This window comes from Streptomyces sp. NPDC048211 (assembly GCF_043202315.1).
GTDB lineage: Bacteria > Actinomycetota > Actinomycetes > Streptomycetales > Streptomycetaceae > Streptomyces.
The window spans coordinates 527,234-540,369 of record NZ_JBIDAD010000005.1 but is presented as its reverse complement, the minus strand read 5'-3'; the positions used below and the strand labels follow the sequence as shown (position 1 = coordinate 540,369).

11 protein-coding genes are annotated in these 13,136 nt (G+C 70.9%); 6 read left to right on the top strand and 5 right to left on the bottom strand.

The window, feature by feature from the left end; genetic code table 11:
* The first annotated feature begins 54 nt into the window (after positions 1-54).
* From ACGFZA_RS21965 to ACGFZA_RS21945, 5 genes are all read left to right on the top strand, one after another.
* On the top strand, positions 55-546 hold the full coding sequence (locus ACGFZA_RS21965) for a hypothetical protein (protein WP_393681241.1): 492 nt from the start codon (positions 55-57) through the stop codon (positions 544-546).
* A gap of 88 nt (positions 547-634) precedes the next feature.
* Positions 635-862 carry a hypothetical protein gene (locus ACGFZA_RS21960; protein ID WP_393681239.1) on the top strand — a complete coding sequence of 76 codons (228 nt, stop codon included), beginning with the start codon at positions 635-637 and terminating at the stop codon, positions 860-862.
* Between the two features lie 438 nt (positions 863-1,300).
* On the top strand, positions 1,301-2,467 hold the full coding sequence (gene rhaI / locus ACGFZA_RS21955; protein WP_393681237.1) for an L-rhamnose isomerase: 1,167 nt from the start codon (positions 1,301-1,303) through the stop codon (positions 2,465-2,467).
* Positions 2,468-2,530: 63 nt separating this feature from the next.
* Positions 2,531-4,576: a bifunctional aldolase/short-chain dehydrogenase gene (locus tag ACGFZA_RS21950; RefSeq protein WP_393681235.1), complete on the top strand. Its 2,046-nt coding sequence runs from the start codon at positions 2,531-2,533 to the stop codon at positions 4,574-4,576.
* Positions 4,577-4,592: 16 nt separating this feature from the next.
* Positions 4,593-6,134 (top strand): rhamnulokinase family protein, encoded by a 1,542-nt coding sequence (locus tag ACGFZA_RS21945; RefSeq protein WP_393681233.1) that lies wholly within the window; start codon positions 4,593-4,595, stop codon positions 6,132-6,134.
* A gap of 237 nt (positions 6,135-6,371) precedes the next feature.
* Here the strand turns inward: ACGFZA_RS21945 and ACGFZA_RS21940 are convergent, their stop codons facing one another.
* Positions 6,372-7,457 carry an enoyl-CoA hydratase/isomerase family protein gene (locus tag ACGFZA_RS21940; RefSeq protein ID WP_393681231.1) on the bottom strand — a complete coding sequence of 362 codons (1,086 nt, stop codon included), beginning with the start codon at positions 7,455-7,457 and terminating at the stop codon, positions 6,372-6,374.
* Between the two features lie 225 nt (positions 7,458-7,682).
* Here ACGFZA_RS21940 and ACGFZA_RS21935 point away from each other — a divergent pair, with 225 nt between their 5' ends.
* Complete coding sequence (locus tag ACGFZA_RS21935) at positions 7,683-9,947, top strand: SpoIIE family protein phosphatase (protein ID WP_393681229.1); 2,265 nt, start codon at positions 7,683-7,685, stop codon at positions 9,945-9,947.
* 102 nt (positions 9,948-10,049) lie between these two features.
* On the opposite strand, the gene ACGFZA_RS21930 is transcribed toward ACGFZA_RS21935, so the two are convergent.
* From ACGFZA_RS21930 to ACGFZA_RS21915, 4 genes are all read right to left on the bottom strand, one after another.
* A complete protein-coding gene (locus ACGFZA_RS21930) occupies positions 10,050-10,691 on the bottom strand; it encodes an LAETG motif-containing sortase-dependent surface protein (protein WP_393681227.1) in 642 nt (213 codons plus the stop codon).
* A gap of 248 nt (positions 10,692-10,939) precedes the next feature.
* Positions 10,940-11,428, bottom strand: a complete 489-nt coding sequence (locus ACGFZA_RS21925) for a GNAT family N-acetyltransferase (protein WP_385273680.1) — start codon at positions 11,426-11,428, stop codon at positions 10,940-10,942.
* Positions 11,403-12,560 (bottom strand): DUF6397 family protein, encoded by a 1,158-nt coding sequence (locus ACGFZA_RS21920; RefSeq protein ID WP_393681224.1) that lies wholly within the window; start codon positions 12,558-12,560, stop codon positions 11,403-11,405. Before ACGFZA_RS21920 ends, ACGFZA_RS21925 begins: the two co-directional genes overlap by 26 nt.
* 114 nt (positions 12,561-12,674) lie before the next feature.
* Positions 12,675-13,088 (bottom strand): roadblock/LC7 domain-containing protein, encoded by a 414-nt coding sequence (locus ACGFZA_RS21915; protein ID WP_385273686.1) that lies wholly within the window; start codon positions 13,086-13,088, stop codon positions 12,675-12,677.
* Between the last annotated feature and the right edge of the window lie 48 nt (positions 13,089-13,136).

The window sequence follows — 13,136 nt, the reverse complement described above, 5'->3', positions numbered from 1 at the left end:
GTCAGTGGGGCGGCGCACACTGGCACCCATCCGGATACGGCGAAGGGGAGTCGGATGAGCGCCGACGAAGAGACCGGTTTCGAACCGGCCACCGGGGACGGCGCGCCGTTCCCGGTGCCGGCCGAGCGGCGGGCCGCCTCGGTGCGCACCGCTTTCGCCGGAATGCTCCAGATCCGGCGCCTGACGAACACGGGGCACGCCGCTCCGGAGGCGGTGCCGGCGGAGTGGGAACTGCACAGTGCGGTACGGGCCGTTGCCCTCGCGCTGGAGGCATCGGGCCTGGCCGCCTCGGCCGTTGACGCGTCGGGCCGGCGCACGGCTACGGGCTTCCGGGTGGCGGCGGGAGACTCCCAGGGCACCGCACGGGTGGAGTGGCTCGGCCCGCCGGGCAGCGGGGCGGCGCACGAGGAGGAAGGTGAGCTGACCCGGTGCGCGTCGGTCCTGGGGGAGTTGGGCTGGACCGCCCTGCTGTACCGCGGGCCGCGCCGCCGCCGGTTCCTGGAGGTGGAGCCCCCGCCCCGCACGGTTCGGCCGGACAGCCGATAGGAGGCGTGCCGCAGCTGCCGCCGAGGGCCGCTGTCAGACCCATGAGGGATGCTTGTGGGTCCGACACCTCTGACCTGGAGATGCTGAGATGCGCAATGACGAACTAGCCGCGGCGCAGGCGTACGTCCGTTTACTGGAGGCGACGCGGGCGGCGCTCTCCGATCCGGACGAGGCCCCGCTGTACATGCCGTTGCTCGCCTCACCGATCGCGGAGGCGGACGGCGCACTGCTCCTGGCAGGCCTCGCGGGCAATGAGTCCCGGTTCTTCGACCTCGTCCGCTCGCTGCAGCCCAGCATGTCGGGCAGCGGCCACTGACACCGCCCCCGGGCGCCCGCTCGCCGTCCGGGACACGGCCGCCCGGCACAGCGGCCCCCGCTTCCCGGGTCGCAGGGCTGAGCCGGTCGCACGGCTGAGCGGCCCCCGAGCCTGCCGCTTACCGGGCTGCACGGCTGAGCGGCCCCCGAGCCCGCCGCCTCCTCCCGGGCCGTGGGACGGCGGTCCCGCACCTTCCGGACGACCGTTCGCCGCAGCTGACGGGCTCCGCCCGCCCCGGGCCCCCGGGCCGGGCAGGGCCCGTCTTCGGCCGGGACGCCCCAATCCGTGGTGAATTGATTCAACCATCCATAATCCCAGATGAACACCATCTGACCGCTTGACTAGTGAGCGCCGTCATACCTAGCGTACGTTCAGATGAAACGATTCACTTCAATCTGACGATCACGGTCGTCGGGTAACCCTGCTTACGAGGTGTTCATGTCTGATGTGTCGGCCGTCAAGGCAGCCCTGAAGTCCCAGGTGATCGAGACCCCGTCATGGGGATACGGCAATTCCGGAACCCGGTTCAAGGTGTTCGCGCAGCCGGGGGTGCCGCGCGACCCGTTCGAGAAGATGGAGGACGCGGCGCAGGTCCACACGTTCACCGGCGTCGCGCCGAAGGTGTCGCTGCACATCCCCTGGGACAAGGTCGCGGACTACGCCGCCCTCACGCGCCATGCCGAAGGCCTCGGGGTGCGGATCGGCGCCATCAACTCCAATGTCTTCCAGGACGACGACTTCAAGCTCGGCTCGGTCACCCACCCCGACGCGGCGGTACGGCGCAAGGCGACGGACCATCTGCTGGAGTGCGTCGACGTCATGGACGAGACGGGGTCGCCCGATCTCAAGCTCTGGTTCTCCGACGGTACGAACTACCCGGGGCAGGATGACATCGTTGCCCGCCAGGACCGGCTCGCCGAGGCGTTGGCCGAGGTGTACGAGCGGCTCGGGGACGACCAGCGGATGCTGCTGGAGTACAAGCTGTTCGAGCCGGCCTTCTACACGACGGACGTGCCCGACTGGGGCACCGCGTACGCACACTGCCTCAAGCTCGGCCCAAAGGCGCAGGTCGTCGTGGACACCGGGCACCACGCCCCCGGCACGAACATCGAGTTCATCGTGGCCCTGTTGCTCCGGGAAGGCCGGCTCGGCGCGTTCGACTTCAACTCCCGCTTCTACGCGGACGACGATCTGATGGTCGGTGCCGCCGACCCGTTCCAGCTCTTCAGGATCATGCACGAGGTCGTCAAGAACGGCGGGCTCCGCTCCGAGGGCAACGTCAATTTCATGCTCGACCAGTGCCACAACATCGAGGCGAAGATTCCCGCGGTCATCCGGTCGGTCGCCAATGTGCAGGAGGCGACGGCCAAGGCCCTGCTGGTCGACCAGGACGCGCTCGTCGCCGCGCAGACCTCCGGCGATGTGCTCGCGTCGAACGCCGTGCTGATGGACGCGTACAACACCGACGTACGGCCGCTGCTGGCCGAGGTACGGGAGGAACAGGGGCTGGCCCGCGACCCGTTCGCCGCCTACCTCGCCTCCGGCAACCAGGAGCGCATCGCCGCCGCCCGCGTGGGCGGCATCCAGGCCGGCTGGGGCGCCTGACCCCGCACACACCCGTACGCCGTCGCCCGCCGAACCCGCACATCTCCTCCCGAAGGAACTGCCATGACGTCCCCGACGCACGCCGAAGTCGCCGCGCTCCTGGAGCGCGCACACCGCATCGGATCCGACCCCCGCAACACCAACTACGCAGGTGGCAACACCTCGGTGAAGGCCCTGGGCAGCGACCCGGTCACGGGGGGCGACGCCGCACTCCTCTGGGTCAAGGGTTCCGGAGGTGACCTCGGGACCCTGGAGGAGGAGGGCCTGGCCGTGCTGCGCCTGGACCGGATCCGCGCCCTCAAGGACGTGTACCCGGGAGTGGAGCGCGAGGACGAGATGGTGGCCGCCTTCGACTACTGCCTGCACGGCAAGGGCGGCGCCGCCCCCTCGATCGACACCGCCATGCACGCCCTGGTCGAGGCGGCGCACGTCGACCACCTGCATCCGGATTCGGGGATCGCCCTTGCGTGCGCGGCCGACGGGGAGAAGCTGACCGCCGACTGCTTCGGGGACAAGGTGGCCTGGGTGGGCTGGCGCCGGCCGGGCTTCCAGCTCGGGCTGGACATCGCCGCGGTCAAGGAGGCCAACCCGCAGGCCGTCGGCGTCGTCCTGGGCGGTCACGGCATCACCGCCTGGGGCGAGACATCGGACGAGTGCGAACAGAACGCCCTGTGGATGATCCGTACGGCCGAGACCTTCCTCCAGGAAAACGGCAGGCCGGAACCGTTCGGAGCCGTGCTCCCCGGCCGGGTGGCGCTGTCCGCGCAGGAGCGCCGGGAACGGGCGGCGGCGCTCGCGCCGGTGATCCGCGGACTGGCGTCCACCGACCGGCCCGTGGTCGGCCACTTCACCGACGCCGAACCGGTGCTCGACTTCCTCTCCCGCGCCGAACACCCGCGGCTCGCCGCACTGGGTACGTCGTGCCCGGACCACTTCCTCCGTACGAAGGTCAGCCCGCTGGTGCTCGACCTTCCCGCGGACGCCCCGGTGGCCGATGCCGTGGAACGGCTGAAGACGCTGCACGACGCATACCGCGAGGCGTATCGCGCGTACTACGAGCGGCACGCCGTCCCCGGCTCCCCCGCCATGCGCGGCGCGGATCCGGCGATCGTGCTGGTACCCGGAGTCGGGATGTTCTCCTTCGGCAAGGACAAGCAGACCGCTCGGGTCGCCGGGGAGTTCTACCTCAACGCCATCAATGTGATGCGTGGCGCCGAGGCCGTCTCCACCTATGCGCCGATCGAGGAGTCCGAGAAGTTCCGGATCGAGTACTGGGATCTGGAGGAGGCCAAGCTGCGCCGGATGCCGAAGGCGAAGCCGCTGGCCACCCGGGTCGCTCTGGTGACCGGAGCGGGTTCCGGGATCGGGCGCGCCATCGCGCACCGGCTGGTGGCGGAGGGCGCCTGTGTGGTCGTGGCGGACCTGAACACGGAGAACGCGGCCACGGTCGCGCGGGATCTCGGCGGACCGGACCGGGCCGTGGCCGTCACCGTCGACGTCACGAGCGAGGAGCAGATCGCGGAGGCGTTCGCGTCCGCCGTGCTGGCGTTCGGCGGGGTGGACCTCGTCGTGAACAACGCGGGCATCTCGATCTCCAAGCCGCTGCTGGAGACGACGGCGCGTGACTGGGATCTGCAGCACGACATCATGGCGCGCGGTTCGTTCCTCGTGGCGCGCGAGGCCGCCCGGGTCATGCAGGCGCAGAACCTCGGCGGAGACATCATCTACATCGCGTCGAAGAACGCCGTGTTCGCCGGGCCCGACAACATCGCGTACTCGGCCACCAAGGCCGACCAGGCCCATCAGGTACGGCTGCTGGCGGCCGAGCTCGGCGAGCACGGCATCCGCGTCAACGGCATCAACCCGGACGGTGTGGTGCGGGGTTCGGGGATCTTCGCCGCGGGCTGGGGCGCCCAGCGGGCGGCCACGTACGGCATCGAGGAGGAGAAGCTCGGCGAGTTCTACGCCCAGCGGACCCTGCTCAAGCGCGAGGTGCTGCCCGAGCACGTCGCCAATGCCGTCTTCGCTCTGACGGGCGGCGACCTCACCCACACCACCGGTCTGCACATTCCGGTCGACGCCGGTGTGGCAGCGGCATTCCTGCGATGACCCGGACACGATCCCCATGGCTGTGAACTCCATCGACACCGCGTCCGGCGCCACCCTCTTCGCCGCCGTGGACCTCGGCGCGACCAGCGGCCGGGTGATCACCGGACGGGTCGGGCCCGGCAGGCTCGAACTGACCGAGGCGCACCGGTTCGCCAACACACCCGTGCGCCTGCCGGACGGTCTGCGCTGGGACGTACTCGCCCTGTACCAGGGCATGCTGGACGGGCTGCGGGCCGCCGGGCGCTCGGGGCCGGTCGCCTCCATCGGCATCGACACCTGGGCGGTGGACTACGGCCTGCTCGATGCCGACGGTGCCCTGCTGGGGCTGCCGTTCCACTACCGGGACGGCCGCAACCTCCGGGCGTCGCAGCGGCTGCCGGCCGGCTGCGACGTTCGGGAGCTGTATGCGGTCAGCGGCTTGCAGCACCTGCCGTTCAACACGGTCTACCAGTTGCTCGCGCACCGGGAGACAGCCCAGTGGGAGGCGGCTCGGACGCTGCTGCTGATGCCGGATCTGCTGGTGCACTGGCTGACCGGATCAGTGGGTGCGGAGATCACGAACGCGTCGACGACCGGGCTGTTCGACGCCCGCGGCGGTGACTGGTCCGATGCGCTGATCGGGCGGCTGGGCCTGGAGCGTTCCCTCTTCCCGCCGCTGCGTGAGCCGGGCGATCCGGCAGGGACCCTGCTGCCGCACGTCGCCGAGTACACCGGCCTGCCGGGCGGAACCCCGGTGACGGCGGTGGCCTCGCACGACACGGCGTCGGCGGTCGCGGCCGTCCCCGCGACGGACGCCGACTTCGCGTACATCTCGTGCGGCACCTGGTCGCTGGCCGGGCTGGAGCTGGACGCTCCGGTGCTGTCCGAGGAGTCCCGGGCGGCGAACTTCACCAATGAACGCGGAGTGGACGGCACGGTCCGCTATCTCCGCAACATCATGGGCATGTGGCTGCTGGAGGAGTGCCGCCGGGTGTGGGACCGCTCGGGCACGCCCCTGGGTCTTACGGGTCTGCTCGCCGAAGCGGCCGCCTCGGAGCCGTTCGCCGCGGTGATCGACCCGGACGACGCGTCGTTCCTCGCACCGGGCGACATGCCGGGCCGGATCGACGCGTATCTGCTCCGGACGGGGCAGGCGGCGCCGCGGACGCCCGGCGGCTACGTGCGCTGCGTGCTGGAGAGTCTGGCGCTGGCCCACCGCAGGACGTTGCGCAGGGCTGCCGAGCTCGCCGGGCGCGACCCGGTACGGATCCATCTGGTCGGCGGCGGTTCACGCAACGAGCTGCTGTGCCAGTGGACGGCCGACGCGAGCGGACTTCCGGTCACAGCGGGCCCCGCGGAGGCGACGGCGCTCGGCAACATCCTGCTCCAGGCCCGCGCCCACGGCCTCGTGGGCGACCTCGCAGGTCTGCGGCGGCTCGTCGCCGGAACCCAGGAACTGCGGCACTACGAGCCGCGGGGCGACCGGGGCGCCTGGGAGCGGGCGGAGGCCCGGCTCGGGCGCTCGCCCTGCCACCTGGACGAGGCGGCCGCGCCGGCGCCGGAGGGAGGACAGGTCTGACAGGGCCGGCAGGTCCGACAGTGCTGGCAGGTCTGGCAGGTCTGGCAGGTCTGGCAGGTCTGGCAGGTCTGGCAGGTCTGGCAGGTCCGACCGTGCCCCGGCCGGTGCGTAGACGTCCGGCCGCCGTCGCGGCCGGGCTCCGGCGGATGCCCGGCCGGAGCCCGGCACCGGCCGATGCCGCCCGATGCCCTCGACGCAACGGTGCTTCCGTCGGCGCGGTAACGGGTTCTGTGGGCCTCAGCCGGTCATCGCCGTGCCGGGGCCCGCGTCCGGACCGAGACCGAGCTCGTCCCCTCCCAGCGGCGCGAAGTGGCGTGCCACGTCCTCCTCGGTGACCTCCGCGAGTTCGGCCGGGTTCCACCGGGGGTTCCGGTCCTTGTCGACGATCTGGGCGCGCACGCCCTCGACCAGATCGGGCCGAGTGAAAGCGGTGGACGAGACGCGGTACTCCTGATCGAGGGCCGCTTCCAGGCTTTCCAGGCGACGGGCGCGGCCGAGGGCCGCGAGCGTCACCTTGAGTGCTGTGGGGGACTTGGTGAGGATCGTCGCCGCGGCCTGCTTCGCAGCAGGCACCCCGCAGCCGTCGAGGCGCGCGATGATCTCCTCGACCGTGTCCGCCGCATAGCAGGCGTCGATCCATTCCCGGTGCCCGGCCAGTTCGCCGGCCGGCGCGGCGCCCGCGAACCGCTCCGTCGTCGCGACGACGGCTTCGGGCGTGGTGCACGCGTCGAGCGCGGTGATGAGGGCGGGAACGTCCCCCGACGGCACGAAACGGTCGGCGAGGCCGCACAGCAGGGCGTCGGCCGCTCCGACCGCCTCGCCGGTGAGTGCCAGGTGCGTACCGAGTTCGCCGGGCGCCGCGCCGAGCAGGTAGGTGCCACCGACGTCGGGCACGAATCCGATGCCGGTCTCGGGCATGGCGATGCGGGAGCGCTCCGTGACGATACGGAGCGACCCGTGAGCCGACACACCGACCCCGCCGCCCATCACGATGCCGTCCATGAGAGCGACGTACGGCTTGGGGAAGCGGGCGATCCGGGCGTTGAGCCGGTACTCGTCACGCCAGAAGTCCAGCGAGGTCCGGCCGCCGGCCAGGGCGTCGTCGCGGATGGAGCGGATGTCGCCGCCCGCGCACAGCCCCCGCTCCCCCGCGCCGGTGAGCAGCACCGCGATGACCGAGCCGTCCTGTTCCGCGGCGTCGAGCGCCTCTCCCATGTGCCGCACCATGGCGTGGTTCAGGGCGTTCAGCGCGCGCGGCCGGTTCAGCGTGATGTGGCGGATGCGTCCCTCGGTGTGCAGCAGGACGGAATCGTCGTGTTTCATGCGTGCGCTCCGGTCAGCCCCAGTGCTCTACCGTCCGACGGTGACGGACGATCTTCCACTGCCATTGTGCGCGGCCGTCCGGGTGGCCCGGCACGAGGGGTGACCGGGGGCCCGGGCCGAGGCACGACCGTGCGGCGGGGTTCCCGCTGTGGCAGGCGTACCGAACCCGCCAGACAATTGAGTCACGCCGTACGGCAGCCCTGCCGGACGATCTTCGGAGCAGGAATGACCGATCACGACCGGCCAGCGTTCATCCCCGTCCCGCCCCGTCTGTTGGTCGAGAAGACGCACAACAGCGAGACAGCGACGGAGGAGCGTCTTGCCCTGAACCGCACCGGCAGTTTCGAATGGGATCTGGACGCCCGGACGCTGGACATCGACGAGGCGGGACTGCTGGTCTTCGGCCTGGATCCGGCCGTGTTCGACTCACGGCCCGAGTCCCTGATGGAGCGGCTCGATCCGGCGGAACGCATCCGCCTCGATGTGGCGATAGACGAGGCCATCAAGGGCGGGAGTGCCTCCTACAGCATCCATTTCCGAGTGCCGCTCGAAGACGACAGTGACCAGTGGACCCATGTCCAGGCACGGATCCTGCGCGGCGCCGACGGACGGGCCCACCGGGTGATCGGTCTGGTGCGGGACGCGACGGCGGAAGTCACCCATTCGGCCTTCGTGCTGGACCTGGAAAAACGCCGCCAGCGCCAGACCGATATCGTTGAACGAACAACCAGCGCGCTGTCACGTGCGGTGACCGTGGACGATGTCACGGCCGCGCTGACCGGACCGGGCGGGCTGGCACGGCTGGGCGCCGACGGGCTCGCCCTCGGACTGCTGGACAACACCGCACTCAATGTCATCGCCCTGAGCGGTGATTCGCTGGAGGTCGTCGACGAACTGGGATCGGGCCGGCTCGACCCGAAGTTCCCGTTGGCCGACACCGTTCTCAGCGGACGGCCGCGGTTCGTGAGCTCGCTCAGCGCGCTCACCCGGCGCTACCCGGTGCTGGAGCCCTTCGTGGGACAGCTCAAGTTCCAGGCCGCGGCCTATCTGCCGCTCGTCGCCCAGGCCCGGACGCTCGGCGGGCTGGCGCTCTTCTACCGCGAGCGCACGGCGTTCAACGCCGACGAACGCAATCTGTGCCTGGGGCTGGCCGCGATCGTCGCCCAGTCCCTCCAGCGGGCCACGCTCTTCGACGAGGAACGCGAGTTCGCTACGGGGCTCCAGTCCGCGATGCTGCCCCGCCGGATCCAGGACATCGAGGGCGGCGAGATCGCCGTCCGCTACCACGCGGCATGGAGCGGCCGCCAGGTAGGCGGCGACTGGTACGACGTGATCGCGCTGCCCAAGGGCCGCTTCGGCATCGTGGTCGGAGACGTCCAGGGCCACGACACGCACGCGGCGGCGATCATGGGCCAGCTCCGCATCGCGCTGCGTGCGTACGCCGCCGAGGGGCATCCGCCCTCGACGGTACTGGCCCGGGCCTCGCGGTTCCTCGCCGAGCTGGACACGGACCGTTTCGCCACCTGCACGTACGCCCAGGTCGACCTGGGCACCGGCACCGTGCGGGTGGTGCGGGCGGGCCACTTCGGCCCGCTGATCCGGCACATGGACGGCCGCGTCGGCACCCCCCAGGTGCGCGGCGGCATCCCGCTGGGCATCGCCACCGACTTCGGCGACGAAGAGTTCCCGGAGACCCGGCTGGATCTGGTGCCGGGCGAAACTCTGGTCCTGTACACCGACGGACTGGTGGAGGAGCCGGGCGCCGACATCGACGCGGGGGTGCGCACGCTGATCAACGAGGTCAGCGCGGGACCGGCGGGTGCCGAGGCACTGGCCGACCACTTGTCGGACCGGTTGTGGGAGCGCTGGGGCTCGGGCGACGACGTCGCCCTGCTCGTGCTGCGGCGCAGCCCGGACCCGGGATCGCCACGAGCACCACGGCTCCATCAGTACATCCACCAGGCCGATCCGGAAGGGCTCTCGGACGCACGGACCATCGTGCGTCAGGCCCTCACCGACTGGGACATGGCCGAACTCGCCGACGACGCAGAGTTGGTGACCGGTGAACTGCTGGTGAACGTGCTCCTGCACACGGAGGGGGGCGCCGTACTCACCCTGGAGGTGCTTCCGGAACCGGTACGGCGCGTCCGGCTGTCGGTGCAGGACCGCTCCAGCGCATGGCCCCGGCGGCGTACACCGGGCGAGACCGCGACCTCGGGGCGGGGGCTGCTGCTCCTGGACGCCATCGCCACCCGCTGGGGCATCGAGCCCCGCGGCGAGGGCAAGGCCGTCTGGTGCGAGATCGGTCCGGCGGCGCCGCCCACGTCCGATCCGGTCCACAGGAACACTTCGGTCCACACCGACCCCGCACAACCGGCGCATCCCGCCGGCTCGGAGCATCGGGGCGACGACCCCCCGAATCCCGTCGGCTCGCCCCGTCCTGGCGATGACCGCCCGGACCGTACAGGCTCCGCGGGCGGGAAACGCTGAAAGCAACAACGCCGAAGGGCGTGCCGTCTCGTCCCACAGGACACGGCACGCCCCTCGGCCGGAACCCGGGCACGCTCAGCGCGCCCGGGCCGCCGGACTACGTCAGTGCTGGGCCGTACGGCGCTTGCGCACGGACCACATGATGCCGCCACCGGCCAGCAGCACGGCGACAGCCGCGCCACCGATGATCGGCGTGGCGGACGACGAACCGGTCTCGGCCAGATCCGGCGAGCTGGGGCTCGGCGTGGCTGCGGCGGGCGCAGGCGACGAGGCGGTCTCGCTGGGAGTGGCCGTCGGCGTGGGCGACGCAGGCGTGGGAGTCGCCGTGGTGGGCGTCTCGGACGGCTTCGTCTCGGTCGGCGTCGGGGTGGGCTTCGGAGGCGTCTCCTGGCATACCGGCGCCGTCTTGGACTCGTCGCGCGAGTACCTCTCGCCGTCGCCGGCCTTGACGACCAGACGCACCGTCAGCGGCTTGTCGTGCTCGGGCAGGGCCTTCGTCTTGTCGATCCCCTTGCCGAACGTCTCCGTCGGCAGGAATTCCTTTCCGTCAACGGTGACGGTCACCTCGTTGGTGACGCGATCGTTGTACGCGGTCAGGTGCAGGCTCACTTCAGTACAGGTCACGTCCCAGGTGGGGGTGTGAGCTGCGGCCGTACCGGCGGTGAGAACCACCCCGGTCAGGCCGACAACCGCAGCGGCGGCGAGGGTTCCCGCAGCACGCCACGATCTCCTGGGTATGGTCATGGATTCTTCCTCCGCAAATGTTTCATCGCCCGAATGGCGGTGGGGCGCACAGTACTGCCCTCGTCCCCCCTGTGTGCACCCGCCCCACATACCGTTCGACGTCACAACTAACCGCACATCGTCGCTGGTTGGGGCAACCCGGACACCGTTGCCGCCACCCGGTCCGCCCGGACGTGGCGCGAAGTGAACGTCCGACGCCGGACCGTGTCCGTGACGTCGATCCGCAGCCGCGGCCACCCCCTCATCCGTCAGAGCGGCCGGTGCATGATGTGAAGTCCCACGAACCCCTTCTTCGGATGGTTGAAGCCCTCCGGCAGGGTTCCCAGCACCTCGAAGCCGAGCGAGCGGTAGAGCCCGACCGCGGCGGAGTTGCCCTCCACGACCGCGTTGAACTGCATGGACCGGAACCCGGCTGTGCGCGCCCAGTCGATCGTGTACTCGCACAGGGCCCGCCCCACCCCCTTTCCGGAGTGCCGGGGGTCCACCATGTAGCTGGCGCTGGCGACGTGCGATCCGTTGCCCATGTGGTTGTTGTTCATCTTCGCCGTGCCCAGGACGCTGCCGTCCTCGCCGACCGCGACGACCGTGCGGTTCGGGGGCTTCAGAAGCCACCATTCGAGGGCGTCAGTCTCTCCGAGATCGAGAGGGTAGGTGAACGTCTCGCCCGCGGCGACGATTTCGTGAAAGAAGGGCCAGATGGCGGGCCAGTCCTCAGCGGTTGCTTCCCTGATCAACATGGTGCAAAGAATGCCTGGCCCGGGTGTCGGTGGCGAGCGGTTTCCCCCTGCCGCCGACCGCCCGGGGAGGACGCCGGCTCCCCCCTCGCGTGCGCAGACGCAACCGGGCCAGCAGACCTGGCGCGCCGCCTCGGTCACTGCCCGCGCCGTCCCCGCCGCCGGCCTCGCGCAGGGCCGACGACGGCCGTTGAGCCGATGAGTCACCCCATCCCACCGCACCCGCCGGATCCACCGGGTCCGCGGAACCTGCCGCACCCACCGGCACCGCCGGCACCGCCGGTTCGACCCGTACCCCTGATCCACCCTCAGCCGCTCCGGTGGGAGCTTCCTCCGCGCCGGGCCACCGCCCCTCTCCGGGGCGTGGGGCCGGCCGCAGCTCGCGTGCGCTGTCCAGCTCCATCCCGAGGGTGACCCTTCGCCAGAGGATCTCATCGGGTTCATCGGCGAGCATCAGCCGAGCCAGGGTCTCGCGCCCGGCAGCCGACCCCCGTTGCCCGAAGACCGCTGTGGTCCGGATCCTCCCGAAGTGGGCCCGCTCATACGGATCGTCGACCACCTCGGCCAACTGGACCGGGTCGAGTGTCTCCGCGATGACGGCCGCCCTGGCCCAGGGGTCATCCTCATTGAGGGCCAGCAGCCGCTCGATCCGGCGCGAGCGCCAGTTGCGCGCCCGGCAGTCCGTGCCCGCGTCCAGCCGGCTGCGCATCCAGGGCGGGCTGTTGCCCACCAGAAGCTCGGGTGACCGGGCGGCCAGTGCGCCCAGCTCGTGTGTGAGGTAGAGCCACACCACCGATCGGTAGCGATTGAGGTAGAACGCGACCGGCGTGACACAGCCCGCGCGCGCCAGCCGGGTGAAGCGGACCGGACTGATCCCGAGCAGCCTGGCCCCTTCCGCGGTCCCCACCGTGCGCACCCGCGCCCGCAGCGTCTCCGGGAATCCGTCCTGCGAGGTGAGCCGGTCGATCTCCGCCTGAGGCACCCTGGGCCGCCCGTCCGCCTGCCGCGCATCCACCCGGACGATGCCCAGGTGCACCGCCAGGCCGAACTCTCCGCGCCTCAGCCCGAGTTCCGCTGCGGCCCTGCTTGCACTGACCATGCGGGCGCCGCCGGGCCCCGCCTCCGTCATCGGCATGACGATTCTCCCCCGTGAGACTCGAATACTCTCCGTGATCACGGTAGCCCGGGAAACGCAACTGCCGCCCGCCCTGTGGATAACTCCCGGGCGGGCGGCAGCGCCGATCAGGCCTCAGACCCGATTGACCCCCACTCCCCCGTCCTGCCTGGCGGCCACGCCGAGATGCTCCCCGACCCTGTTGACCAGCAGCGTCATCTCGTACGCCACCTGCCCCACATCGGCCTCGGCGGCACTCAGCACACACAGGCAGCTACCGTCACCGGCGGCCGTCACGAAGAGCAGTGCCTCGTCGAATTCCACCATCGTCTGCCGGGCCTTTCCGGCACGGAAGTGCCGTCCCGACCCCCGGGCGAGACTGTGCAGTCCCGACGAGACCGCGGCCAGGTGTTCCGCGTCCTCACGCGCCAGCCCCGTGCTCGCTCCGGTCACCAGGCCGTCGTTCGACAGCACCAGTGCGTGCCGTATGTGCTCCACCCGGCTCGTGAGATCGTCGAGCAGCCAGTCGAGTCCCCTGTCCAGCGCCATTCTGTTCCTCCCCGCTCATGCGTTCCCCGTGCCCCACTTGTGCGCAAG

Excerpts from the sequence above, each read along its gene's own strand:
- ACGFZA_RS21930 (WP_393681227.1), bottom strand. The coding sequence starts at position 10,691 with ATGACCATACCCAGGAGATCGTGGCGTGCTGCGGGAACCCTCGCCGCC.
- ACGFZA_RS21945 (WP_393681233.1), top strand. The coding sequence starts at position 4,593 with ATGGCTGTGAACTCCATCGACACCGCGTCCGGCGCCACCCTCTTCGCC.
- ACGFZA_RS21925 (WP_385273680.1), bottom strand. The coding sequence starts at position 11,428 with ATGTTGATCAGGGAAGCAACCGCTGAGGACTGGCCCGCCATCTGGCCC.
- ACGFZA_RS21915 (WP_385273686.1), bottom strand. The coding sequence starts at position 13,088 with ATGGCGCTGGACAGGGGACTCGACTGGCTGCTCGACGATCTCACGAGC.
- ACGFZA_RS21960 (WP_393681239.1), top strand. The coding sequence starts at position 635 with ATGCGCAATGACGAACTAGCCGCGGCGCAGGCGTACGTCCGTTTACTG.
- ACGFZA_RS21950 (WP_393681235.1), top strand. The coding sequence starts at position 2,531 with ATGACGTCCCCGACGCACGCCGAAGTCGCCGCGCTCCTGGAGCGCGCA.
- ACGFZA_RS21920 (WP_393681224.1), bottom strand. The coding sequence starts at position 12,560 with ATGCCGATGACGGAGGCGGGGCCCGGCGGCGCCCGCATGGTCAGTGCA.
- rhaI (WP_393681237.1), top strand. The coding sequence starts at position 1,301 with ATGTCTGATGTGTCGGCCGTCAAGGCAGCCCTGAAGTCCCAGGTGATC.
- ACGFZA_RS21940 (WP_393681231.1), bottom strand. The coding sequence starts at position 7,457 with ATGAAACACGACGATTCCGTCCTGCTGCACACCGAGGGACGCATCCGC.
- ACGFZA_RS21935 (WP_393681229.1), top strand. The coding sequence starts at position 7,683 with ATGACCGATCACGACCGGCCAGCGTTCATCCCCGTCCCGCCCCGTCTG.
- ACGFZA_RS21965 (WP_393681241.1), top strand. The coding sequence starts at position 55 with ATGAGCGCCGACGAAGAGACCGGTTTCGAACCGGCCACCGGGGACGGC.